The sequence below is a fragment of the bacterium (Candidatus Blackallbacteria) CG13_big_fil_rev_8_21_14_2_50_49_14 genome (assembly GCA_002783405.1).
In the GTDB taxonomy this organism is placed as follows: Bacteria; Cyanobacteriota; Sericytochromatia; order UBA7694; family UBA7694.
Genome location: PFGG01000083.1, coordinates 40674 through 63941, shown reverse-complemented (window position 1 = coordinate 63941; position 23268 = coordinate 40674). Strand labels below are relative to the sequence as shown.

Annotated in this window: 25 protein-coding genes; 14 read left to right on the top strand and 11 right to left on the bottom strand. The window is 47.6% G+C overall.

Going from position 1 to position 23268, the window contains the following annotated elements; genetic code table 11:
- From COW20_24620 to COW20_24595, 6 genes are all read right to left on the bottom strand, one after another.
- On the bottom strand, positions 1-210 hold a 210-nt coding region (locus COW20_24620; GenBank protein ID PIW44333.1), incomplete at its 3' end, for a hypothetical protein.
- Between the two features lie 793 nt (positions 211-1003).
- Entirely contained in the window at positions 1004-2287 is a 1284-nt protein-coding gene (locus COW20_24615; protein PIW44327.1) for a hypothetical protein, read from the bottom strand.
- A gap of 460 nt (positions 2288-2747) precedes the next feature.
- On the bottom strand, positions 2748-3755 hold the full coding sequence (locus tag COW20_24610; GenBank protein PIW44326.1) for a 3-oxoacyl-ACP synthase: 1008 nt from the start codon (positions 3753-3755) through the stop codon (positions 2748-2750).
- A 3-nt stretch (positions 3756-3758) separates the two neighbouring features.
- Positions 3759-4280, bottom strand: coding sequence for a hypothetical protein (locus COW20_24605; GenBank protein ID PIW44325.1), 522 nt, complete (start codon positions 4278-4280; stop codon positions 3759-3761).
- Positions 4277-5002, bottom strand: a complete 726-nt coding sequence (locus COW20_24600; GenBank protein ID PIW44332.1) for a tRNA (guanosine(37)-N1)-methyltransferase TrmD — start codon at positions 5000-5002, stop codon at positions 4277-4279. Before COW20_24600 ends, COW20_24605 begins: the two co-directional genes overlap by 4 nt.
- A gap of 5 nt (positions 5003-5007) precedes the next feature.
- Positions 5008-5589: a hypothetical protein gene (locus tag COW20_24595; protein PIW44324.1), complete on the bottom strand. Its 582-nt coding sequence runs from the start codon at positions 5587-5589 to the stop codon at positions 5008-5010.
- Positions 5590-5876: 287 nt separating this feature from the next.
- Here COW20_24595 and COW20_24590 point away from each other — a divergent pair, with 287 nt between their 5' ends.
- The 5 genes from COW20_24590 to COW20_24570 are packed head-to-tail and all read left to right on the top strand — an operon-like array spanning position 5877 to position 11994.
- The gene (locus COW20_24590) at positions 5877-7367 is read left to right on the top strand and encodes a betaine-aldehyde dehydrogenase (GenBank protein ID PIW44323.1); all 1491 of its coding nucleotides are present in this window, start codon (positions 5877-5879) and stop codon (positions 7365-7367) included.
- A 6-nt stretch (positions 7368-7373) separates the two neighbouring features.
- On the top strand, positions 7374-8486 hold the full coding sequence (gcvT, locus tag COW20_24585; GenBank protein ID PIW44322.1) for a glycine cleavage system protein T: 1113 nt from the start codon (positions 7374-7376) through the stop codon (positions 8484-8486).
- Positions 8483-8866, top strand: coding sequence for a glycine cleavage system protein H (gene gcvH, locus COW20_24580; protein PIW44321.1), 384 nt, complete (start codon positions 8483-8485; stop codon positions 8864-8866). Before gcvT ends, gcvH begins: the two co-directional genes overlap by 4 nt.
- Complete coding sequence (locus tag COW20_24575) at positions 8863-10206, top strand: aminomethyl-transferring glycine dehydrogenase (protein ID PIW44320.1); 1344 nt, start codon at positions 8863-8865, stop codon at positions 10204-10206. The genes gcvH and COW20_24575 overlap by 4 nt, the downstream gene beginning before the upstream one ends.
- A 48-nt stretch (positions 10207-10254) precedes the next feature.
- Positions 10255-11994 (top strand): hypothetical protein, encoded by a 1740-nt coding sequence (locus COW20_24570; GenBank protein ID PIW44319.1) that lies wholly within the window; start codon positions 10255-10257, stop codon positions 11992-11994.
- 45 nt (positions 11995-12039) lie between these two features.
- On the opposite strand, the gene COW20_24565 is transcribed toward COW20_24570, so the two are convergent.
- Complete coding sequence (locus COW20_24565) at positions 12040-12576, bottom strand: ATP:cob(I)alamin adenosyltransferase (protein PIW44318.1); 537 nt, start codon at positions 12574-12576, stop codon at positions 12040-12042.
- A 169-nt stretch (positions 12577-12745) separates the two neighbouring features.
- Between COW20_24565 and COW20_24560 the strand changes: the two genes are divergently transcribed.
- From COW20_24560 to COW20_24520, 9 genes are all read left to right on the top strand, one after another.
- A complete protein-coding gene (locus COW20_24560; GenBank protein PIW44317.1) occupies positions 12746-13219 on the top strand; it encodes a hypothetical protein in 474 nt (157 codons plus the stop codon).
- Positions 13220-13226: 7 nt separating this feature from the next.
- Positions 13227-14105: a hypothetical protein gene (locus tag COW20_24555; protein PIW44316.1), complete on the top strand. Its 879-nt coding sequence runs from the start codon at positions 13227-13229 to the stop codon at positions 14103-14105.
- A gap of 175 nt (positions 14106-14280) precedes the next feature.
- Positions 14281-14622, top strand: coding sequence for a peptidylprolyl isomerase (locus tag COW20_24550; GenBank protein ID PIW44331.1), 342 nt, complete (start codon positions 14281-14283; stop codon positions 14620-14622).
- An 84-nt stretch (positions 14623-14706) separates the two neighbouring features.
- Entirely contained in the window at positions 14707-14922 is a 216-nt protein-coding gene (locus COW20_24545; GenBank protein PIW44315.1) for a hypothetical protein, read from the top strand.
- A complete protein-coding gene (locus COW20_24540) occupies positions 14906-15655 on the top strand; it encodes a hypothetical protein (GenBank protein PIW44314.1) in 750 nt (249 codons plus the stop codon). Before COW20_24545 ends, COW20_24540 begins: the two co-directional genes overlap by 17 nt.
- Positions 15652-16977, top strand: coding sequence for a hypothetical protein (locus tag COW20_24535; GenBank protein PIW44313.1), 1326 nt, complete (start codon positions 15652-15654; stop codon positions 16975-16977). Before COW20_24540 ends, COW20_24535 begins: the two co-directional genes overlap by 4 nt.
- Positions 16974-17597 (top strand): hypothetical protein, encoded by a 624-nt coding sequence (locus COW20_24530; protein PIW44312.1) that lies wholly within the window; start codon positions 16974-16976, stop codon positions 17595-17597. The genes COW20_24535 and COW20_24530 overlap by 4 nt, the downstream gene beginning before the upstream one ends.
- Positions 17598-17691: 94 nt before the next feature.
- Complete coding sequence (locus COW20_24525; protein PIW44311.1) at positions 17692-18642, top strand: hypothetical protein; 951 nt, start codon at positions 17692-17694, stop codon at positions 18640-18642.
- 85 nt (positions 18643-18727) lie between these two features.
- A complete protein-coding gene (locus COW20_24520) occupies positions 18728-19639 on the top strand; it encodes a transporter (GenBank protein PIW44310.1) in 912 nt (303 codons plus the stop codon).
- Here COW20_24520 and COW20_24515 read toward each other — a convergent pair.
- From COW20_24515 to COW20_24500, 4 genes are all read right to left on the bottom strand, one after another.
- Entirely contained in the window at positions 19636-20145 is a 510-nt protein-coding gene (locus COW20_24515) for a rhodanese-like domain-containing protein (protein ID PIW44309.1), read from the bottom strand. The genes COW20_24520 and COW20_24515 overlap by 4 nt on opposite strands.
- Before the next feature lie 55 nt (positions 20146-20200).
- Positions 20201-21034 carry an aldo/keto reductase gene (locus COW20_24510; protein PIW44308.1) on the bottom strand — a complete coding sequence of 278 codons (834 nt, stop codon included), beginning with the start codon at positions 21032-21034 and terminating at the stop codon, positions 20201-20203.
- 47 nt (positions 21035-21081) lie between these two features.
- The gene (locus COW20_24505) at positions 21082-22062 is read right to left on the bottom strand and encodes a hypothetical protein (protein ID PIW44307.1); all 981 of its coding nucleotides are present in this window, start codon (positions 22060-22062) and stop codon (positions 21082-21084) included.
- An 86-nt stretch (positions 22063-22148) separates the two neighbouring features.
- The gene (locus COW20_24500; protein PIW44330.1) at positions 22149-23258 is read right to left on the bottom strand and encodes a hypothetical protein; all 1110 of its coding nucleotides are present in this window, start codon (positions 23256-23258) and stop codon (positions 22149-22151) included.
- Positions 23259-23268 lie beyond the last annotated feature (10 nt).

Below are 23268 nucleotides of genomic sequence, written 5' to 3'. Positions count from 1 at the left end.
GGCATTGGCGTTGCTGTTGGCATTGGCGTTGCTGTTGGCATTGGCATTGCTGTTGGCATTGGCGTTGCTGTTGGCATTGGCATTGCTGTTGGCATTGGCGTTGCTGTTGGCATTGGCGTTGCTGTTGGCATTTTGGGCTTTTGTTTCTAAAATGTCTGAAACCTCAGCAAGGGTTTCTAATTTTTTGCCTTTGTTTTTTTTATCTTTCAAGACAGCTTTCAAGACAGCTTCAATTTCAAGAATATCGGCGGAGGTGTTTAACCCATCCCAGAGTGCTTCGCTTAGCTCTGATCGCTTCAAAAGTCCTTTGTTCATTTTCTTTTGAAGTAAGAGAACTTTGGCTGTACTATGCAAGCGCATGGCTTCTTTGAGGTGCTGCGTTTTTCCTTTTTCCAGTTTGGGAATCCAGGTTTTTAAACTGAATCCGGAATCTTCAGAAATGATTTCCAAAATTTGATTATCTCCAGCAGGAACAGAAGGCAAAATAAACTGAATTTGAACAAGATCTGAAAATTGACTTTGCTTAACGATCTGAAGGGGAATTTCTTTGCCTTCTAAAAAGGCTTTTAGGCCCTTTGCTTTAGATTCTGATTGTACCGCAAATCCCACCAGCTCAGGTAACCAGATTTCAAGCGCATCTTTTGGAATTTCGAAAAGCCCAGAGAGGGCCGTTGCAGCTTCAAGATTTGTGGGAACATCAGGATTCAGGCGATCGCCTTTGCTTCCCGGACGTATTGCTGGCGTTTCTGTTTGCACGGGGATCATCACATTGTTTGAAACAGGTGTTATCCCAGTGGGCTCAGTTGGAACCAGTTCCCCTTTTGAACCGGGGCGAATGGCCGTATTTGCGGGAGTGAGCGGCGCAATATCTCCCTTGCTTCCAGGCCTAATTTCACTGTTCAGTGAAACCTGGGGATTGGATGGATTGATCGATAAATTGGGCAATCCTGACTGGCAGGCTGTTAAGCTCAAGACGATTAAACTGAGACTGACACGCTTCATTTTAGCTTTCATCGGAACCCCGCAGATAATCTTTACTCATCAAACCACAAAACTCAGGATTTTTGGAAGTCCTTAAAAGTTTTAAATCTGGGTCAATCGGAGCTTCAGTTAAGGTTTTATTTGATGGGTCATTGCTTTCAATAGCTTTCTGGAGTGAATTCAAGGCTTGAATCAAATATTTCTCTCTTTCAGGCTCGCCTGGATTTTCAACTTGGATTTTTTGACAGAAATGACAGGCTTTGAGATAGTGAATCAACCAATAATGGGGAGCACAGGATTCAATTAAATTGAGCTGAAACCAAGCTTCAGGAAAGCGACCTGATTTGGTGAGTGCGTAGCCAAGAAAGCTGGTCGACTGCAACAAATTGGCATAGCCCAGTTCATGTTTATCTTCTGAACAGATCACCTGTTGAAAACCTGAAATACACCGCTGCCAAAACTCATGCGCGAGTGTTTCATCTTCTTGAATATACGCCATGCTGAAACAGGCGCGGGCATATTCATCCAAAATATAAACATCTTCCGGAACCAGGGCCAAGGCTTCCTGGTAAATTTCAATCGCTTGATTCAAAGCGATCATTGCCGTTTCAAAATATTTTTTACTTTTCTTGGGGTGTTTTTCTTCGTGGGTGTATTTTAAGTCTAGAAAATATTCCCCTTTACAAAAGTTCATGACCCCGTAACTCAAGAGTAAATCTGAAAGTTGAATATTTTCATCGTTTTCAAAATGTTGACTTTTAAAATATTGAAGGGCGGAGGACTGGTATTCGATCGCCGTATCATATTCTTTTTTTGCCAGAGCCAAGGCAGCGAAAAGAGATTGCAGTTGAATTTGATTGTCAAATAATGCAATGCCCTCTTGAATTTTCTTTTCAGCATCTTCAATCCGATCGGTCCGTATCAAGACCATGACCAGACCAATAAACAGCTTAAACTGCTGGGGATTTTCATTCAACGCTTTTTCATACAGGCTTATGATATCTTCGTTGCCATTCGTTTGACGGTATTGCGCTGGTGCAAAGCCAGCGCTGATCAGAAATTCATCTTTTTCAGTCTGGGAGCCATCTTTAAATAATGTTTCAGCAAGTCGATCTACAAATTCACGCGAGGGATTCCGTTCGCCAGATTCTAGCCTGCAGATATAGGCGGGCGATACCCCGGTTAAATCTGCGAGTGCCTTCATTGACAACTTATGCTTTTTCCGCAGGCGTGAAATTTTATGCCCAAGTGAAGCTTTTATTTTTGATTGTAAATTTGGACCCAGTTCGTTCGATTGTTCTACCATTTATTCACTATACCCTTAGAACTTTACTCCCACATCCAACTTGCGCTTGGACAACTTCTTTATTTATTATTCCCCGAAAGCTTCAAATAATAAACCCTCTCAAAAAAACATTGACTTTTTGTCAATGTTTAGTTTAAGATATTTCTTAAGCCTGCTCTGCAGGTAGATAGTGAACAATCTATACCCTACTATCTGGATTACACCCTTATTCCTCTGATTCTTCAGAGGAATTTTTCTTTTTTATTTTGACAATTTGGTAATCCCTGATTTTGCTGAGTTCTATTTAGAAATTTGCAAGACGAAGTTTGCTAAAAACGGCTTCCTATCAGCCTCTCAAATAAAATTAACGTATTTTGAAAAGTTTCTCAAAATATTTTCAAGCTTCAGGAATTTGCAATAATATTTACTTGATTTTTACAAGTGTGTAAGTTTAAATATTGCGAAATGTTAAGTTGTGGTTTTAAAAGCGAACCAAAGCCAAGCCGCCCGTGTGTCCTGCGCCTGCAGCCACCAGACAAACAGTATGTCCTGGTTGGAGAATTCCCTGTTCCCAATAATGTGACAGACAGATCGGGATCGATGCTGAAGAGGTATTGCCTGTGGATTGAATGGTCATCAAAACTTTTTCAAGCGGCAGAGTCAAACGTCGGGCAACTTCTTTGAGAATATGCAGATTGGCTTGATGGGGAACCAGAAAATCCAGATCCGATAGCTCACAATTCAGGGTTTTTAAAAATTCTTGGGTATAGGCACTCATGCCTTCGACCACTTCAAAGAAGATTTTTTCCCCGTTTTCCATGCGGATAAAATGTTCGCGTCGTTCAAGCGTTTCCTGACGGGTTGGGTTTCTGCTGCCCCCGGCAGGAATATGGACAGAATAATAGCCTCTGCCATCAGCCAAAAGTCGAATGCCTTTAACCCCCTTGCCCGTTTCAACGGGCCCAATCACCGCTGCGCCAGCCCCATCCCCAAAAATGGGAAAGGTAGCAGGATCCTTGGGATCGGTAAAACGAGAGCGAATTTCTGCGGAAATTAAAAGCACATTGCGAGCGCCCGTCAAAACGTAACGGGTAGCAAGATCCAAGCCATAGAGAAACCCACTGCAGGCGGCAGAAATATCCAGACTGGGGCAAAGCGTTTCACTGATTCCCAGTCCAGCTTGAACGGCACAGGCCGTTGAGGGATTGGGATGATCAGGGGAAATGGTGGACAAGAGGATCAAATCAATCTCATCTGCCGAAATTTGAGCTGAGGCAAGCGCTTTGTGGGCCGCTGCAATTGCAAGATCAGAAGTTGCCTGTGAGGCAGCGGCTCTGTGACGGGATTCAACTCCGATTCTGCGACGTATCCAGGCGTCATCAATGGGCAGTGGATGCTCATTTAAAAGGGTTTGATTGCTGACCTGTTCCTCAGGAAGATAATGTCCGAGTCCCTTGATACCAATGGGGGTGTGCGGTATGAGCAACATGGTTTAACTAAAAAAACCAAGAATTTTCCAGATTTCGGTATCTGGATCTTTGTGCATGATCAGCAAGACTTTCTCTTCGGCAAGCCCTTGGGGCGTGGTGATCTGAATGTCTGCCAAGGCATAAAACATCTTGTGGTATTTGAGTTCCATCAGGCGATTCCAAACCTGCATATTCAGAGAGGGAATATCTGCGGGTTGCAGAATTTTAAGGGTTTGAATCTGATAGGGCAAGGTGGTTTTTAGCGCGAAAATTTTTGAGAGGGCTTCCCGCCATTCTTCTGGGTAGATCAAGACTCCCCCATCGTCCATATAAAAGGGATAGCCACTTAAATTCAAAATCTGATCCTGATTTTTGCTGTAATAGGCAGAAATGAACTGACGGGCCGTCATTTCCATTCTTCCCTTTTCATTGGCCAGGTCGAAGAGATGAACAGGGGCTTCTTTTCTCTGGGCGGCACAACTGTTGAGAGATAAGGCCAAAACGATTAGACACAGGGGTTTTACCATGCGTTTCATGACTTTCATTCCTCCTCTAAGGTTTGAATCAACTTTAATTCTTCAGGTTTTAAAGTTTCAAGTTTCAATAAATCCGGTCGGTATTTCCAAGTGGCAATGATTTGTTGTCTGCGACGCCATTTGGCAATTTCAGCATGGTTGCCATTCAAAAGCACTTCGGGCACAGTCCAGTCTCGATATTTTGCGGGTCGGGTATAGTGGGGGCAATCCAGTAAATCGTCCATAAAGGAATCCTGTTCAATTGAATCAGAACAGCCGACAACACCTGGAATCAAGCGCACGATCGCATCTGCCATGACCAGGGCCGCTGGCTCGCCACCGGTGAGTACATAGCTTCCAATTGAAAAAAAATGAGTACAGAGGTTTTCTTGAACCCGTTCATCAATGCCCTCATAGTGTCCACAGAGAAAGACCACGCGTGGCAATTTGGCAAGAGCCAGGGCATCTGACTGCTGAAAGAGCCTGGCTCTGGGAGTGGTTAAAATCACAGGGGTATTTTCAGGCAAATGGAGGGTTTCAAACATCTCAAAGATCGGTTCTGGTTTGAGTACCATACCGGGCCCGCCCCCAAAAGGGCGATCATCGACCGTGCGATGTTTGTCTCTGCTCCAGTCGCGAATATTGTGAAGATGGTAGCTGGCATTTCCCTGTTCAGCGGCACGTTTAAGAATGCTGGAATGAAGGGGGCCGCTGAAAAAATCAGGAAAGAGCGTGCAGAAATCCAGATGCAGGGGCATCAGGTCAATTTGTTCCTGTTTTGGGTAAACCACTCAGCCATGGCTTCACCGTGGGTCTCTAAACGCGAGGAGAGATAGTGGTAGGCCAAAGCAGCAACGATCGCGATCACCAATCCCCCGCCTGTGGCGAAAAGAGCTTCTGAAATCCCCCCAGAAAGATCGGCAAGTGGGTTTTTGGGCTTGCTGGCAGCGACCGTCGAAAAAATACGAATCATGCCTGCGACAGTGCCCAAAAGACCCAAGAGGGGAGCAATCGAGGCCATTAAATTGAGCCAATTGATACGGCGTTCAAAACGGTTATACACGCGGTCAAGCACGCGCTTTTGCTCTTCTTCAGTGGATTGCAGGCTGCTGCGCAGATGGGTCACCATGCGCGAGACCATGTCCATGCCTCGGATTGATTTGACCTGGGTGGGATTCAATTGCAGTTTTTTTAAGCGGCGGCCCGAAAGAAAACTTAACCAGAGCTGTTCAAGCACCAGGGCGCCTGTCAGCAGAGAGGCAAGAATCAGGGGAATGGTAAACCCGCCACCGAGTTCAATCAGGGCAAATAAACTACTAAATGCGGATGCAATATTCATGGTTAGCGTGATCAAGTCCTTGGTGAAAAGCCTGCTCTCATTTGGCAGGTTTTTAGTACTGTGGGTATTTTACACTTCCCACCGCTTGATGCACAGGATTAGGGTCTGAGACAGGCTTTTTCTGGTGGCTGGTTACAATTTTATGCCCCGCAGGCGTTCACTTTTTCTCTGCGTCTGCTGCGAAGGCATATGCTATACTGCGGGGTGGATTAAGGCCGGTTGAAAGACCTGCTTATACTCCACTTTCTGGTAAATTCAATTCTCTACGGAATGAGGTATTCCAACCTATGACCCAGACGATCAGTACCCCTCAACAATATCAGCTTTTTATCAAAGGTGAAGAAGTGTCTCCCCTTTCTGAGCAAACCTTCGAAACCTATAATCCCGCCACCGGCGAAGTGATCGCCAAGGTGGCCCAAGCGGGCCCTGAAGATGTGGACCGTGCCGTAAAAGCTGCCCGAGAGGCCCATGAATCTGGGGTCTGGAGAAACAAACCTGCCGCTGAACGCAGTATTATTCTCAACAAGATTGCCGATTTAATCCAGGAAAATCTGGCTGAATTGGCTGCCCTTGAAACCCAAAACAATGGCAAACCGATCAATGAAAGTACCTTTATTGACCTGCCGATGTCGATCGATACCTTCCGTTATTATGCAGCTGCAGCCCGGATGTTGGGTGGGCAGGCGATTCCTGTACCGGGTGCCTTGACCTATACCCTGAAAGAGCCGGTGGGCGTCTGCGGGCAGATTATTCCCTGGAATTTTCCAATCATGATGGCGGCCTGGAAAATGGCTCCCGCCTTGGCAGCTGGCAATACCATCGTTTTGAAACCGGCTGAACAGACCCCCTTAACCGCTCTGCGTCTGGCTGAACTTTTCAAGCAGGCGGGTGTGCCCGATGGTGTGGTCAATGTGATTACGGGAGACGGCTCCACCGGTGAAGCCCTGGTCAAGCATCCTGGGGTCGATAAAATTGCCTTTACAGGTTCTACTGAAGTGGGCCGAAAAGTTATGATCAATGCCGCTGGCAGCCTGAAACGGGTTTCGCTTGAACTGGGCGGAAAATCTCCCAATGTGGTTTTTGAAGACGCCAATCTTGAACAGGCCGTCAATGGCGCGCTTTTTGCGATCTATTTTAATCAAGGTCAAATCTGCACAGCGGGTTCCCGCCTGTTTGTACAAGATTCAATCTACGATAGCTTTGTTGAAAAACTGGTGGCCAAACTGGCGCAACTGCGTGTCGGCGATCCCACCCAAAACACCACCCAAATTGGGGCATTGGTCTCTCAGGAGCAATTTGATAAAGTCAAAGACTATATCGAAATTGGCAAATCTGAAGGCGCAAAACTGGCCTTTGGTGGCCAGGATTTACAAGCTGAGAAAAAGGGTTTCTTTGTACAACCCACGGTCTTCACAGATGTTGACAATAATATGCGGATTGCCCAAGAAGAGATTTTTGGCCCAGTGCTTTCAGTGATTCGTTTCAAGGATGACGCTGAAGCTGCCCGTCTGGTCAATGAAATTCCCTATGGACTGGTTTCTGCAATCTGGACCGAAAACGTGCGCCGCGCCCATAATTTTGCCCGCATGATTCAAGCCGGCTATGTCTGGATCAATACCTACAATATTCTGCCGATTGAAGCACCCTTTGGGGGCTATAAACAGAGCGGTTTTGGGCGTGAATTGGGCTATGGCGCACTGGATATGTATACCGAAACCAAAAACGTCTATGTGGAATTGAATGAAGCCTCTCCGATTACCGGCTGGTATGGGGTTTGAGCGAAAATGACTGAATTGAAAAAAACGGCTTTGCACCCGGTTCATTGTGAACTGGGGGCCCGCATGGTAGATTTTGGCGGCTGGGATATGCCGGTTCAGTACAGTTCAATTTCTGAAGAGCATCAAGCGGTTCGCCAAAGATTGGGAATTTTTGATGTTTCGCATATGGGCACTTTCCGGGCTTCTGGCCCGGAGGCCCTGGAATGGCTGGAAAGCCTGGTTCCCAACCGGGTCAGTGCCTTGGTGCCTGGCAAAGCACTCTATACCCAGCTTTGCAATCAACAGGGGGGAACACTGGATGATCTGCTGATTTACCGCCTGGATGAGACGGTTTTTCAATTGGTGGTCAATGCCTCCAACCGGGAGCAGGATTGGGATTGGATGACTTCCCATTTGCCTGAACAGGGGGTTGTGTTTGAAGACCTTTCCGCGCAAACCTGTATTTTGGCATTGCAAGGCCCCATGGCTGCCCAGGTTTTGAGCCAGGTGCTGAATCAGGATTTAAGCACGATTGGAAACTATCATCTCAGCCCCACAGATGCCTTGGGTTTTCCCCTGCTTTTGGCGCGTACAGGCTATACCGGTGAAGACGGATTTGAGATCTTTGTTGCACCCGAAAAAGCCCGTCAGGTTTGGGAGCTGCTGCTTCAGGCTGGGCAGGGGGCGGGTATCCGTCCCTGTGGGCTGGGGGCGCGTGACACCCTGCGGCTGGAATCAGCCATGCCCCTTTACGGCCATGAATTGGATCTGCAAACTTCGCCTTTAGAAGCAGGCTTGGCTTGGAGCGTCAAGCTCGATAAACCCCAGGCATTTATTGGCAAAAGTGCTTTGCAGGTTCAAAAGGACCAGGGCTTGCGCAAAAAAAGATTGGGTTTTCGCTTGACGGGCACGCGCCGTGCACCTCGTCAGGGCTATACCCTGTGGCTGGGAGAGCGACAGATTGGTTTGGTGACCAGTGGCACCCTTTCTCCCAGCTTAAACGAACCGATTGGTCTGGCTTTAATTGAAGCCCTGACTGCTGAAGAAATTCAGGCGATTGAAATAGATATTCGGGGCCAACGGATGCCCATTGAACCGATAAAATTACCTTTTTACAGGAGACCCAACAGAATTCCATGAGTGAAAACCAATATTATTACACGACTTCACACGAGTGTTTCAGTCTTGAGGGCCAGACAGCCACCGTATCGATTACAGAGTATGCAGTCGATCAATTGGGAGAAATCACCTTCGTACAATTGCCTGAAGTGGGCCGCGAACTGAGCAAAGGCGAGAGCTTTGGCGAAATTGAATCTGTAAAAACGGTTTCTGAACTCTACGCGCCCGTCAGTGGCAAAGTGGTGGCCATCAATTCAGAGCTGGATGCGCAACCTGAATTGGTAAATGACGATTCCTTGAAACTGGGTTGGATGCTAAAAATTGAGCTTTCCCAACCCGATGAAGTGAGCCAGTGCATGGATCAGGCGGCTTATCAGGAATATCTGGACGGTCTTTCATGAGTCAGCACAGCTATCTGGCACATACCGCAGATGAGCGCACAGCCATGCTGGAAAGCCTGGGCTTTACGACCCAGGCTGAACTGTTCAGCAGTATTCCCGAAAGCCTGCAGCAGTTTGATTTAAAACTGCCTCCTGCTCTGAGTGAATTGGAGCTTCTTCAGGAACTTGAAACCCTGCAAAAACAGAATCAGCCTGTTCAAATCAGTTTTCTGGGCGGGGGAGCTTATCATCATTTTATTCCAGCGGCTTTAGACACCTTGGTTTCACGCTCAGAATTTCTGACAGCCTATACGCCTTATCAGGCAGAAGTCAGCCAGGGAACCCTGCAGGTGATTTATGAATTTCAATCTTTGCTCTGTACCCTGACGGGCATGGAGATTGCCAATGCCTCTTCCTATGAAGGGGCAACAGCGACCGCAGAGGCCATGATGATGGCCCACCGCCTGACCCGTCGTAACCATATCCTGGTTTCGGCTGCCTTGCACCCCGAGTACCGTGAAGTATTAAAAACCTACGCCGATGCGACAGGCCTAACGCTTGAAACCTCTGCTCTGCAAGGTTTTCAGACCCAAAGTGAGTCGTTTCAATCAGAAACTGAACCGGCTGCCCTGGTGGTGCAATACCCCAATTTCTTTGGGGAGCTTGAAAATCTTCAAGCCCTCGCGAATTGGGTTCACCAGCGCAAAGGTCTCTTGATCGTGGTCATGGCAGATCCCACGGTTTTAGGCGTATTGGAAGCACCCGGAAATTTGGGGGCCGACATTGTCTGTGGCGAAGCCCAGTCCTTTGGCAATACTTTGAGTTTGGGCGGGCCCTATTTGGGCTTCCTGACAGCCAGAGAAGCGCATCTGCGGCAAATGCCGGGTCGCCTGTGTGGTTTGGCCCAAGATCAGGCAGGAAAACGTGCTTTTACCTTGGTCTTGCAGACCCGTGAACAGCATATCCGCCGTGAGCGTGCAACCAGCAATATCTGTACCAATCAAGGCTTAATGGCATTGGCTGCTACCGTTTGGTTGAGCCTATTGGGCAAAGCAGGTTTGCAGGAACTGGCTTCGCTCTGTTTGAAACAGGCGCACCACTTGGCGAAACGCATCGCAGAACTCCCTGGCTTTGAAGTGGTGAATTCTGGCCCCTTTTTCCATGAATTTGTAGTCAAATCGACGGAGCCAATTGAAACTCTGTTTGCCCGTCTGAAAAAAGCACACGTTTTGCCTGGGCTTCGTCTCCAAACCTGGTATCCAGAACTGGAAAATCATTTTTTGGTTACTGTCACTGAAATGAATCGACCTGCAGATTTAGACCATTTCATTGATTTACTGGCCCAAGTCAGTTCCTCCTGATTTTTCATGACCATGCAGAGGGCTTGGACTGTTCTTGCAACAGGACTCGTGCTGGGATTGTGTCTGGGCTTCAAGGCCCAGGCACAGCAGCCAGTTTCCCCAGAGTTGTCTCAGGGGGCTGAGTGGCTTCAACAGAATCAAGAGATTCAGGCCCTCCTGCAAAAAGAGGATTATGAAAGCGCAATTCCGCTTTTATTAGAACTGATTTCAAAAGAGTCTGAGAGCACAGAGCGCTCAGCTTTTGCCAATTATTACTATCAATTGGGTTTGGCCTATTATAATCTCAAACTCTATGCCTTGGCACTTGATGCCTTTGAATCCTCGCTACAGAGAAGCCTAGAAATTCCGCCCACCCTGCTCTTTTCTTTGGGCATGAGCTATTACTATACCCGCAATCTTGAAAATGCCCAGGAATATTTAAACCGGGTGATAGCCGATCCCAGAAGCAATTCTGAGTTGATTGGTTTGGCAGAAAACCAGCTGATGCTGACCCTTCGGGACCAGAGTGGTGTCTACCAGGAGGGAATGAAAGCCTATCAAGAGGGGCGTTTCAGTGAAGCCAGTCAATATTTGACAGAAGCCCTGCGTTTTTTGCCTAATTCGGGCGAGCTTCACTATTATTTAGGCGCCAGTCAGATTCAAACCCAAAACTATGATCTTGCCCGCTTCCATTTTCAGGAAGTGATCCGGTTAGAACCGGGCACAGAATTGGCACAAAGAGCCCAGTTAACCCTTGAGGTGATTGAAAAACTGGGCAAGGATCAACCTCAAAGACCCTTTTATGGCAGCCTGAATTTGGGTTTTACCACCGATTCAAACGTCAACTTTGGGGGGCCCCGCGACAACAATACCAGCTTGCCCGAGGGCAGCAATCTGAATTTATCCGATGGCTCGCTGATTTTTAATCTGGCGACAGGTTACCAATGGTTTCCTGAATTGGGATTGAAATACAACCTCTATACCCAGCAGTATCTGGGCTTCTCAAGTCAGACCAGTCAAGGCTTGAGCAGCACCGATTTCAGCTTGATCCTCAACAGTCTCTCGCTCAGCAATCGCTTTGCCCTTTCCGACCAACTCGAACTGAGCCTGAATACCCAAGGCGATTTTGAATGGCTGGGCAAAGACCCCTTTCTGTGGGATGCCTATTTCCGTCCCAGTCTGACTTGGTATCTGACTGAACGATTGGTGACCCGTGCCAATCTTGCCCTGGGGGGTGAACTTTATCCCCAATACAGTGAAAGAGACAATTTGAATCATCAAATTGGCTTTGAGCAATTTATTTATCTCTGGAATAGCCAGACTTGGTTGCGTTTCAGCTACGATTGGTTTCAGGTCTATGCCCGTGATCAGATTCAAAGGCGTGAAATTGAGCAGGGAACCACGCTCTTTCAAGTCGATTTTCGCTTCGCCAATTCCCGTGTTTCGCATCAACTGGGCCTGGGCTTTGGCTTTCCTGTGGGGCCGATTCAGTTTGAAGTGGGCAGTCGTTTTGACATGATCGACTATACCCAGCCTGAACAGGTTCAGCAATACGTGATTCGATTGAATCCTCTGACGGGGCTTCAACTCCCACCTCAGGCGCTGACGGCTGGCAATATCGAGAAATTCAGGCAGGATCAGCGTCTCAATTTTTACGCGCAGTTTGATTGGCCGATATCACGAGAGCTCAAACTTCAGGGCCGTTATACCCGCACCACCAATGTCTCCAATATCACCCCCGATGATTACGCCATCAGCAGAAGTTATCTCAAAGATGTTTTGGGCCTCAGTCTGCGCTACGAGTTTTAAGAGGCCGGTAGGAGCAACTCATTTCTCAGCGAAATCTTGAGACGCTTAGGGTTTCTGCCAGGGAATATCGCTGATCTGCGCTAAGTGGTTGGCACTTCGCGCCATTACAAAGAGTAAATCCGAGAGTCGGTTGAGCCAGGTCAGGGCGTGGGGATTGATGGCCTCGGCCTGCATCAATGCCACAACTTCGCGTTCGGCTCTGCGCGCTACAGTTCGGGCCAAATGCAACCCAGCAGCAGCTTTTGAGCCCCCAGGCAAAATAAACTGCGTGAGCGGCGGCAAATCTGCTTCTGCGGCGTCAATGGCCTTTTCCAAGGCACTTACCTGCTCGGCCTGGATACGGGGAATATGTTCAGAAGCTTCAGGGCTTGCCAAATCGGCTCCCAGTACAAAGAGCTGATTCTGTAAGTCAATCAGCAGGGGCTTCAGACTTTCTGGGGCCTCACAAATTGCCAGACCGAGAAGGGCATTGCACTCATCGACACTGCCGTAGGCCTGAATCCGCAAGTCATGCTTGGAAACCCTGCGCCCGCCCCACAGACCGGTTTCACCTGTATCGCCTGTTCGCGTATATATTTTCATGGTCTGCCTTTGCCTTGTTCTCATTCTTGTGGTTTGCCTCTGCCCTAAAGTACCCATTGACACACTTCGCTGTCAAGCCAAAAAGCGATTTGGGCCCTTGCCGTTCTTCGATCACAACAGTAAGAGGCGACTTTCATGTACAATAATTCGTAACAGAGGTAGAATTTTTATGGCGAGTTTCAATAAATTGGTGCGACGTGCTTTGGGAGCCTTGGGGGTTGTAGTGGCTCTTTTTAGCCTGATGTTTGTCGTGATGGCCATTGGCGATATTCTGGGCGGACATAATTACAAAGCAAGCATGGGTGTGGTTTGGGCCTTGTTGATCTTCTTTCTGGGTACTTTGACTTCTGGGGGATTGCTGGCCCGCTGGGGATTTGCCCAGCCGCACCCTGAAGACCCTGTGCTGAGTGAAAATGAACAGATTCGCAGTGTTTTGCGCCTGGCCAAACAGAGCCAGGGCACCCTCACCCTTTTGGAAGTGGCGGCTGAAACCCAATTGAGCCTGCCGCAGAGCAAAGTCTTGCTGGAGGATCTGGTGACCCAGCAAATCGCCCAGATGGTACTGCGTGAAGATGGCGTGATTGTCTACGCTTTTCCAGAATTCCAACCCGAATCTCATCCTTATCAGTTGCCAGGAGAATAAGCTGCCCATGTCACCCTCTGAAAGCGATCTCTTTGAAATTCAGGATTTTTTGAATTTACTCAAACAAAGGCGTTTGAGCAAACATACCCTGACGGCCTATGAATCCGATCTTCGGTTGGTCGAAGATTTTCTGCAAAAGCCACTGATTCAGGCCCGTGAAAAAGAACTCTTTCACTATATGGCCACCCTTGAAGAGCTGAAAGCCACCACCGTCAGACGCAGGTTGATCGCCCTGAAACGTTTTTATGACCATGCCGAGCGCCATGGCTATATCAAAGAAGATCCCGCTGGCAATCTCTCTGCCCCCGGTTTGCCGCGCCGTTTGCCCAAATACCTGAGTGAAAAAGACGTGCGCAAACTGCTGGATACCTTGAGCTATGAGGGCCCAGAAGAAATCCGCAATATGACGATTGTGAAAATGCTCTTTTATACAGGCATGCGCATTGGTGAAATTCAACAATTGGATATGGAGCATATTCTTTGGGAGACCCGTCAATTGCGGGTATTGGGAAAAGGCGACAAAGAACGCCTGATTCCGATCTCGCAGAAGCTGATTTATACCCTTGAAGAATGGGTAAGTGTCAGAGAGTCTTTAGACTATCTCAAATCAGAGGCTTTGTTTGTCAGCATGGGTAAAAACCACCGGGGCGATCGGATCTGCTACGGGGCCATGCGCCAGATTGTCAAAGCCCAGTTAAAATCAGCGGGTTTGGGCAATTACAGTCCCCACAAGCTGCGCCACACCTTTGCAACCCAACTGCTCGACAAGGGCGCGCCCTTGGAACAAATTTCAAAATTGCTGGGCCATTCCCGCCTCGATACCACCCTGATTTATGCCCAGACCGAGCCTGGAAAATTACGTTCTACGGTTGAATTATTGGGCTGAGCATTCAATTCCTGGTATGATGAGTGTCTGGAACGATTGCTACTAGCTAACCCATCAGGAGTCTTTCATGACCAAACGTCTGAATTCGTTTTCGCTTAGCGCACTTTTTCTCAGTTATTTTTTGCTGGGGGGTGCCAGTTGTTCTACAAAAAATGATGCCTCACAAGGAAATTCTATGAATCAAGAAACCACAGCACCTGCTTTTAAAATGGAAGATATCAAAGTCGGCACGGGCAAAGAGCCCACCAAAGGCCAGATGATTTCTGTGCACTATACCGGCTGGTTGACCAATGGCACCAAATTTGACAGCTCCAAAGATCGCAACCAACCCTTTGAGTTTCAATTGGGTGCTGGTCAGGTGATCAAGGGCTGGGATCAAGGCTTTGCAGGAATGAAAGAAGGCGGCGTTCGCAAATTGACCATTCCCCCTGAAATGGGCTATGGTCAACGCGATATGGGCGTTATCCCCCCCAACTCCACCCTGATTTTTGAAGTTGAATTGTTGGCTGTTAAATAAAGCGAACTGCTTTCTGACGCGTTCCATATTGTATAATGAACGCGTCAGTTTCCGTATTTCCAGAAAATCGAAGAGGTAAGATGCATGCCAAAATGGGAATATAAAGTGACTCAGGTTCAGTTTATGCTGAACCCTCCTTTTGATGCCAAAAAACCCAAGAATGCTGAAGCACTTGAAAGTTTTGAAAAACTCGGTAAAAATGGCTGGGAAATGCTCCAAGCTGTGCCCAATCAGACAGGTCTGACCACCTGCTTCTGGAAAAGGGAGATCAAAGGACCCGTGGATGAATGGACGACCTGAGTCTTTTCGGCTCCTCCTCGTCTGTTTAGTTTTGCTGCTGGGTTGTGAGGCTGAAGGTGAGTCAACGCCCGTTCAGGCGCCTCAGCCTTCTGCTTCAGCGACGGCTACACCCCCTGTGCCAGACTCAGTCGATATCTCTGGCTGTTGGCGCGAAGTCTATGGCCAAAACAGTGGAACGCCTCTGGGTTCTCGCTTTCAATTGGTCAAAGTTGAACCCAATGCGTTTGTGTTTGAAATCAATGCCAGTCGTACCAAATTGCGGGTTAAAGATTATACTTTTGAAGAAGTCAATCTGGATGAAAACAAACCCTTTTTTCCCAAGGGAACTGTTTTTTCTGTGGGGGGCATCAGTGAAGATTTGAACCAGATCTCAAGAACCTTTACTGGAGAGGGCACCCCTCGGATTTACCGCCGTTGTGAACAGGTTCCGGATGTATATATTCCGCCTTCCAATAATCAGCCGCTTCCCCAGGCCACACCTTCAACTTTGACCCCTGTGCCTGTCATTACTCCCCTGAATCCCCAGCAACCGCCAAGTTCCGCGACACCCCGTCCCACCGTGACGCCTTTGGCTCTTTCAACAGGCACTCCGGGCAATACTGCTTCTACCTCTGGTTCATCCACCACAGGTTCAACATCTTTCCCCTTAAATGGCCCTTTGGTCTTGCCCAGCCCAACACCCGTGCCTGAGCCTCAAGCCACGCCCAGCGCCGCTTCCTTGCCAGCACCATGAAAATTCATTCCTGGCTTGTCTTTCTGAGTGGTCTGCTCTTGATGGCCCCTGCATTTTCACAGCCACTTGTAAAACTCAGTCCACGTGCCCAGTCCCAGCTTCAGGCTGGTCAATACGGCTTATTGGATGAGGTCTCTGAGGTACTCGCCAATGTTTCAAATTTGCGCAATTTGCCCATCAAAGAAACGGTTCAATTGGACATCATGGGCCGAGATGAACTCTATCAGAAACTAAACGATCAGATTCAACAGGATTTATTGCCTGATGAAATTCGCGGGGAACAAGCCCTGTATATCCGCTGGGGAATGTTGCCTGAAAATTTTAATTATCTGGATTTTATCTTGGGCCTGTATACTGAGCAAATTGGTGGCTTTTACGACCCCAAAACCCGTCAGTTGTTTCTTCTCAAGAATATGGGTCTGTCTTCTATGGATCAGGAACTCTTGGTGGCCCATGAATTAACCCATGCCCTTCAGGATCAGAATTTTGGTCTCAATCAGCTGATGGAAAAATCGAAGGAAGCGAATTCTGATCGGCAATTGGCGCATATGGCGCTGATCGAGGGGGACGCCACTCTGACTTCCACAGAGTATATTGCAGGCTTGATGCAGAAAAAATTCAATTTACTCGATATGTTGGGCAGTTTTATGAATGCCGTCAAAATGAATATCAGCTTTGAAAAATTAAGACAAGCTCCCCGATTTATCCGAGAATCGATGCTTTTTCCCTATGAACAGGGTTTAAAATTCATGCAAGCCTTTCGCAAGGAAGGGTGGTCTTGGGAAGATATGAAAGTGCTCTATCAGAATCCTCCCCAGTCCACTGAACAGATTCTCAGTCCTGAAAAATATCTGGATGGAGAAAAACCGCTTGAATTGAAAATCAGTGACGGGCTCATGAAACTTCAGCCTAAGGCACGTCGCTTGACCCAGGGCGTTTTGGGGGAATTGGGCTGGCGTCAATACTTCAGACATTATTTGGAGCCTGCCGAGGCCAAGCAAGCCTCTCAAGGCTGGGGCGGAGACCAGTATCAGGTCTATGAGCTGCCCGATCAGCGCAGTCGGCTGGGCTTTTTCACTGTCTGGGATCAACCGCAGGAGGCTCAGGAATTCGTTCAGGCCTATCTGCAAACCCTTAAAAAAAGATATCCTGAAAAGTCCACGATTCAGACTTCCGCTGGGGATATGCTTCTGCAAGTTCAAGCAGACGATTGGATTTTTATCAGTGTGAAGGGGGCTCGCGCTATGATTTTCGAAGGGCTTGCCAGACTGAGTGAGGCAGAATTGACAGTTTTAAAGCAAAAGGCCTTTCCTGCCTCATGATTGATCCTGTCTTTTTTGAAAAACAGGGCCTGCTTTTTTATCGACCTCACTTCTTTACGCCTGCTGAGTTGAATGAGCTGCATGCCATTCTCAAAACCTGCCCTGAAGATATGGCTCCTGTGTATACCCAAACAGGGGGAAAACAATTGAATGCCTCTGATCGCAAAACTGCGCAAATAGATATTTCTGCGGCAATGCGGGAGGCGATTTCACAAAAACTGTATACGCAAAAAACTGCCTTTGAAAATTTTTTCAAGCTTCAGCTTTCGGGCTGTGAGGCCCCTGCTGTATTAAAATATTTGACAGGTTATTATTTTAGAGCCCATCGGGATTGGAAAGCTGAACTCAATCACCAGCCCGAACTTGCAGATATGCGGCCTCGTCAGGTCAGTGCGATTATCTTTTTATCCGAACAGGTTGAACAGACCCCCGGAGAAAGGGAATACCAGGGGGGTGAACTGGTGATCTATGCCTCGCTTCAAGGCAAGTCAGATAAACTAATTGGCTTGCCTGTGAAGGCGGAACCGGGGGCATTGATTGCCTTTCGCTCGGATCTGATGCACGAAGTCAAGCCTGTATTGGCCGGAGAACGAATCACCTTGGTCACTTGGATGTTTTAAGATCCAGCTTTACAAAGTCTTTACACTTTTCTGAAACTTTCAAAACACTGGCCTGCCATACTGAAATCAAGCAAAAGATTTAGAGGTATTTCCCATGAAAATCGTTAAACAACTCTCAGTTCTTCTGACCAGTGCGCTTTTACTTGCAGCTTGTGCTTCTCCACAACCAGGACAGAACCCTGCACCTTCTGAAGATGCCTTTAGCCTGATGGGGCTGGATGCTCCTGTTTATGCCCAGGGCATGCCTGGCGAAGGCCGTCGGGGCCAGGGCTCTCATTTTGGCCCGGGGAGACATCTGGATCGGATGAAAGCCCTGATAAAAGATTTGAATTTAACAGATGCCCAGATAGCTGAACTCAAAGCTATGCGCCAAGCTGCCCGCAGTGAGTTTCAAAACCATCGGCAAGATCGCGATGCCTTTAAGGCGGTTTTCAAACAGGCATTTTTGAATGATCGTTTTGATGCAAATGCCCTCAAAGCAAAACTTCAGCCCATGATTCAGGCCCGGAAAGAGGCTATGACACAACGCATGGCTGAAAAACTGGTAAGCTTTCACAAAATTCTAACGCCTGAGCAAAGAAAACAATTTTTTGAAAAATTAGACAAGCTAGAGGCAGGTTTTGATACATTTTCAAAAATGCCTTTTGCGGATAAAATGGCCAAAGGGCCTGGCAATAGGTTTGAGATATTGGCATCAGAATTGGGTTTGAGTGAAGATCAGAAACTTCAGTTGACCCAGTTCTTTGAAAATACCCAACCCCAGCGGCAAGGGCAATTTCAAGAGTTCAAATCTGTAAAAGCTGAATTGGTCAAACTGTTTCAGGCAGGCAATCCCAGTGTCGCCAGTGTAAAGGCAATACTCGATCGCGCAGCCACGCAAATGAATACCCATTTGGAGCAGCGGCTTTCGATGATGGAAAAGTTTCATGCGGTTTTAACCCCTTCACAACGCCAGAATTTGGTCAAGCATTTTGAAGAACGGGCAGCCCAATATCGCAATCACGATAGAGGTCAAATGCAACGTCCTCGTCGCCTACAGCGATAATCTCAATCGGTACCAACAGAAGACAGGCCCTGAGGCCTGTCTTTTTGCATTATGATAGGAGGAAAACTTTTGAAACGAGTTTGACTTGGCCTTTTTACTGATCCTGTTTTATTTATTCTTGGGTCTGGGGTTGCAGCGGATTTCAGGATTTTCTGAACGGTTTTTGACTTGGATTCTGAAAGCCGTGATTTGGATTTGTCTGCCAGCCTTGGCTTTGTTGAAATTGCCTACTTTGGCGATAAAATGGAGCAGTCTCTTGCCCGTTTTCACGGTTTGGATGAGCTTTGGCTTTGCTTGGCTTTGGGCCAAATTCTGGCAGAAAAAATTCAAATGGAATCCGCAAAGCTTGACCTGTCTGGCCTTGACCATGGGCTTGGGAAATACTTCTTTTTTGGGCTTCCCGCTCTTGATCAGCCTGATTGGCAGTGAAGCACTGCCCCCTGCGATTGTCATGGATCTTGCGGGTTCCTTTCTTATTTTGGGCACTTTGGGTATTTTTCTCTTGTCAAAAGCCAAGGGACAATCGCGCTCGGGTTGGGAGTTATTCAAGCAATTGTTTCAATTTCCCCCCTTCCTGGCCTTTTTGACAGGGGGGGCGATGTTGTTCATGGGGGTTCAACTGACAGGCGTTTTGGCCGCACTGGCGGAAGGGATTTCGGCTTTACTTTCCCCCTTGGCCTTGGTGGCTGTGGGGCTGCAATTAAAACAGGAAAAGGGCAGGGAATTGAAGCCCTTGCTCTGGACGGGCCTGAGTTATAAACTGTTGCTGGCGCCCAGTTTGAGTTGGATCACCTGTTTGGCGTTTGGCGTTGAGCCAGCCTTGCTCAAGATCATCGTTTTGGAAAATGCAATGGGCCCCATGATCACCTCTGCCTTGATGGCGGCCGAGGCAGAACTGAATCCCGCTCTGGCAAGCCAGATGGTAGGGGTGGGCATTCCCCTGTGTTTGCTCAGTGTTCCGCTGTGGTGGATGCTTTTGGGAGCCTTGGGGTATTAAGAGACATCACTGCCCTCAAATTTCAAGCGGGGATCGTGGATATCCAGGAGCGAAGAGAGCTCATAGATATTGCGGTAGCCATACCCGTAGAGATTGATAAATGTTGGGATATTCAGGGCCAAAGGCGCCATTTTGGTGGGGAAACTCTGGGGATCATTTTCAAGATTGTTATTGCAATAAATCAAAATTCGGGTCTGGGTATTGGGGATCAATTTGTTTAATTTTTCTTGGGTAAAATCTGAGAAATTGAGGTGGACTGCGTTTTTGAAGTGTTTGCGCTGATAAGCACTTTCTGAGCGGGTATCGAGAATCAGGGTCTGGGGATCTTCTGCCATTTTCAAAAAAGTTTGAATCGGGATCAAACGGGTTTGCCGATAGGCTCCCGCTTCTTGGGTCAGGTTTTGAAAACCTTGATAATCTACCTTCGCGGGGAGGTTTTTTTCATTCGCAAAAACGGGTAAAACCAGGGATTGAACCAGACAGAACAGAACGATTTTACGTTTCATGGGCACTTTCCTGATGTGTTTGATATATTCAAGACAGATCGAAAACTCAGACTGTTCAAGAGAAGGCGAGATTTTCCAAAGCCTGAAGATCCGCTTGCGAGAGCGTGAGTTCAAATGCAGCAAGATCTTCTTGCATATGCGCAGGGTTGGTTGTGCCTGTTAGGGCCAGCATGCCGATTTGTCTTGCAAAGGCGAAGATCAGTTGAGGCAGGCTGCAGGCATATTGAACCAGCAGTTCTGCGACCCATGGGCGTTGAAATTCACGAAGATTGGCGGTCAATAACGAAAAGCCTTGATACTGAATGCCTGAAGATTGACAGAGGCTACGTACCTCTGCGTCCCAGCCCAATTGAGCATAGCAACGGTTCTGAATAAAACGGGGGGCAATGTGCGCTTTTTCAAGTAAAAGAGCGAGTTGATCGCGAGAAAAGTTTGAAACCCCCAGTTTTTTTACTTTTCCTTGCGCGTAGAGCTTCTCCATCTGCTGCCAGACCTCAAGATCAGCAGCGGTTAAGCCCTGGCGTGTTGAGGGACCATGCAAGAGATAGGCATCCAAATAGCTGCAATGTAAATGCTCAAGTGAAGACTGAAACGACTGTTCAACCTGATCGCAGAAGGGGGCTGCAGGATCATAGGGCAAACGGTGATCTTGCCCTGCTTGGTAGGTAAATTTGGTTTGAAGAAAGAGCTCCTCTCGTTTTAGACCGAGACTGGGATAGGCTTTTAAAAGCGCGTTGCCCACCCCCGCTTCGTGGTAATGCTTGCGCTGATTGGCAGTATCGATGGCGCGAAAGCCTGCCTTGAGGGCTGCTAAAACACAGGTTTCAGTGTTCTCTTCTTTCCAGGCAGTTCCGTAAATCATGAGCGGAGCAGAATCAGTCAGGGCCATGGCAATTCTCCTGCAGGTTTGCAGTCATTATAGCCCAGAGCTGAATTCTATGCTGTTAAGGCCGCTTGCAGGGTTTCGGCAATCCCAACCATTTCTTGATTGCTGGTTTTCAGCGCTTCGATAATTTCGGCAGCCGCCTGATTATACAGCGAAACCTCTTCCATTTTGCTGGTGATTTCAGTGCTGTCTTTGGCCGTATCATTGGCATGGAGGCCAATCTCGCGCGAGACATAGGCCTGTTCTTCAACCGAAGAAGCGATGGTCATGGAAATGCCTTCGAGGTTGTTGATAATGCTGAAGAGTTCTTCAATAAAACCAATCGCTGTTTGCGTGCTGCTTTGAATGGCTTCAATCTTGGCTTGAATTGAACTGACTGAGGCTGCTGTTTCTTTGGCCAGCTCTTTGACTTCAGCGGCGACCACCGCAAAACCTTTTCCCATTTCTCCGGCCCGTGCCGCTTCAATTGTGGCATTTAAAGCCAGAAGTTTGGTTTGAGAAGCGACACTTTCAATTACTTTGACGATTTCACCAATTTCATGGCTGCTGTTTCCCAAGCCCTGAATATGTTCGGTGGCGTCTTGGGTTAAACTCTTGGCTTTTTTTACAATCCCTGCAGAGGCAGTGGTCTGTTCGGCGACTTCTTTGATGCCTGAACCCATTTGATCAATGCTGCTGGCCAGTGATTTATTTCTTTCGCTGATTTCATGCCCTTTGCTGGAGGCATAGTTGGCAAAATGGATGGTATCCTGGGTGCTGCTTAAAAGTTGGGCACTGATCTCTTGAGAGGTTTGCAGTTGATCCACCAGACTTTCCGCTTTTATGCGAAGTTCCTGCCGTTCTTCCGCACGGTGGGTTTGATTGAAGATGCGGCGATTGAGCAGAGCCGCCAAAGTGGGTTGTAAATCTGAAAAGATTGCAGATTCAGAAAAATCAGGAATTTTAGGAATATCACCCGCTGCCATTTGCTTTAAAAAGGTCTCTAATTTTTGGTAATCAGAATTTTGACGGGTCAGGGTTTCAGTGGGCATGGGTTTCTCCAAGGTCTAAATATTGTCAGCTCAGTTTGAAATGAATGAAGCCCCCCTTGATGATCACAATCAAGGAGGGCTGGGGTTTACTTAAACACCAACATCGTCGAGGTTTGATTGACGTGGGTAATGAATTCTTCACCATAGGTACTGAAACCTACTGTGGGGATCTCAGAAAAGATCTTGCCATAGGCTTCGGTCTTATTCTCATTGCGCAATTGCAAGGTTCTGAGAATACAGTGAAAATCCACGATCCCACTGATATGTCCCAAAGCTTTTAGTTTTTCAGCGACTGCTTTCTGCGTATCCGCGACAATATCCAAGGGTTCCAGCAGAGAGAGTTCCATGCCTTCCACGACATTGCAATAAAAGGCCATGGCTGAATCTTTGACCATCATCGGGCTGCGCACAAAGGGTTCGTCTCCATCCATCAAGCCGACAGGGTTGCTCATAAAATAATCTGAAAGTTTATCTACCTCTGTCTTGAGCGCATCGGCATAGGCCAGAGCTGCAGGTTTGCCATTGAACTCAAGCACCGTACGGGTGGCTGAATCCACTTTGGTAGGCGTCAGCTTTTGGCCTTGTTCTTTAAAACTCTGGGTTTTGATGAAATCAAAGCCCTTGCTGGGCTTCAAGACTGCCAATACCGCAGCGTTGCTATAGACTTTGCCGTTGGCATAGACAAAGGTTTGCTTGAACTGAAGATCATCCCCTGCTGAGGCACCAATAAAGGTCATATTGGTTTTATCGCCCAGGCTTTCCATAATTTTTTCTTCTGCCATGGAAAGGCCATCCAGCAGAATAATTCCCACGTATTTCTGATAATCAATCTGGTTCATGGGGGTTCCAAAATATTCAGAGAAAGAGGCAAAGGCTTGGTCTACTGGGGTTTCGCTTTTAATATTTTCAAGCACTTCGACTTTCAAGTCATCCAGGGCATTTACCGAGAAAGCCATGGCCACAACAGAATTTTGCAACATATGGCCGCTGACGATCTCACCGGCTGTGCTGCAACCGACAATGGTCGCGCCCTTAAACTCTTTTTCCAGGGTTTGATTCAAACTTTCCTGGTCGTATTGGCTGGATGCAAATACCAATAACATTTTGGTTTCAAAATGGCTGTCTAACTGACTTTTCAATTCAGCCACAGCCTGCTCAGGAGAAGAGGCTTGACTGTAAAGGGTCTTAATATTCATCGGGTTTTGT

What these genes read in the sequence shown, in the direction of transcription:
- COW20_24500 (PIW44330.1), bottom strand. Translation starts at nt 23,258, where the DNA reads ATGAATATTAAGACCCTTTACAGTCAAGCCTCTTCTCCTGAGCAGGCT.
- gcvT (PIW44322.1), top strand. Translation starts at nt 7,374, where the DNA reads ATGACTGAATTGAAAAAAACGGCTTTGCACCCGGTTCATTGTGAACTG.
- COW20_24590 (PIW44323.1), top strand. Translation starts at nt 5,877, where the DNA reads ATGACCCAGACGATCAGTACCCCTCAACAATATCAGCTTTTTATCAAA.
- COW20_24565 (PIW44318.1), bottom strand. Translation starts at nt 12,576, where the DNA reads ATGAAAATATATACGCGAACAGGCGATACAGGTGAAACCGGTCTGTGG.
- COW20_24515 (PIW44309.1), bottom strand. Translation starts at nt 20,145, where the DNA reads ATGAAACGTAAAATCGTTCTGTTCTGTCTGGTTCAATCCCTGGTTTTA.
- COW20_24535 (PIW44313.1), top strand. Translation starts at nt 15,652, where the DNA reads ATGAAAATTCATTCCTGGCTTGTCTTTCTGAGTGGTCTGCTCTTGATG.
- COW20_24610 (PIW44326.1), bottom strand. Translation starts at nt 3,755, where the DNA reads ATGTTGCTCATACCGCACACCCCCATTGGTATCAAGGGACTCGGACAT.
- COW20_24545 (PIW44315.1), top strand. Translation starts at nt 14,707, where the DNA reads ATGCCAAAATGGGAATATAAAGTGACTCAGGTTCAGTTTATGCTGAAC.
- COW20_24560 (PIW44317.1), top strand. Translation starts at nt 12,746, where the DNA reads ATGGCGAGTTTCAATAAATTGGTGCGACGTGCTTTGGGAGCCTTGGGG.
- COW20_24530 (PIW44312.1), top strand. Translation starts at nt 16,974, where the DNA reads ATGATTGATCCTGTCTTTTTTGAAAAACAGGGCCTGCTTTTTTATCGA.
- COW20_24555 (PIW44316.1), top strand. Translation starts at nt 13,227, where the DNA reads ATGTCACCCTCTGAAAGCGATCTCTTTGAAATTCAGGATTTTTTGAAT.
- COW20_24595 (PIW44324.1), bottom strand. Translation starts at nt 5,589, where the DNA reads ATGAATATTGCATCCGCATTTAGTAGTTTATTTGCCCTGATTGAACTC.
- COW20_24540 (PIW44314.1), top strand. Translation starts at nt 14,906, where the DNA reads ATGAATGGACGACCTGAGTCTTTTCGGCTCCTCCTCGTCTGTTTAGTT.
- gcvH (PIW44321.1), top strand. Translation starts at nt 8,483, where the DNA reads ATGAGTGAAAACCAATATTATTACACGACTTCACACGAGTGTTTCAGT.
- COW20_24525 (PIW44311.1), top strand. Translation starts at nt 17,692, where the DNA reads ATGAAAATCGTTAAACAACTCTCAGTTCTTCTGACCAGTGCGCTTTTA.
- COW20_24510 (PIW44308.1), bottom strand. Translation starts at nt 21,034, where the DNA reads ATGGCCCTGACTGATTCTGCTCCGCTCATGATTTACGGAACTGCCTGG.
- COW20_24575 (PIW44320.1), top strand. Translation starts at nt 8,863, where the DNA reads ATGAGTCAGCACAGCTATCTGGCACATACCGCAGATGAGCGCACAGCC.
- COW20_24615 (PIW44327.1), bottom strand. Translation starts at nt 2,287, where the DNA reads ATGGTAGAACAATCGAACGAACTGGGTCCAAATTTACAATCAAAAATA.
- COW20_24505 (PIW44307.1), bottom strand. Translation starts at nt 22,062, where the DNA reads ATGCCCACTGAAACCCTGACCCGTCAAAATTCTGATTACCAAAAATTA.
- COW20_24605 (PIW44325.1), bottom strand. Translation starts at nt 4,280, where the DNA reads ATGAAAGTCATGAAACGCATGGTAAAACCCCTGTGTCTAATCGTTTTG.
- COW20_24550 (PIW44331.1), top strand. Translation starts at nt 14,281, where the DNA reads ATGAATCAAGAAACCACAGCACCTGCTTTTAAAATGGAAGATATCAAA.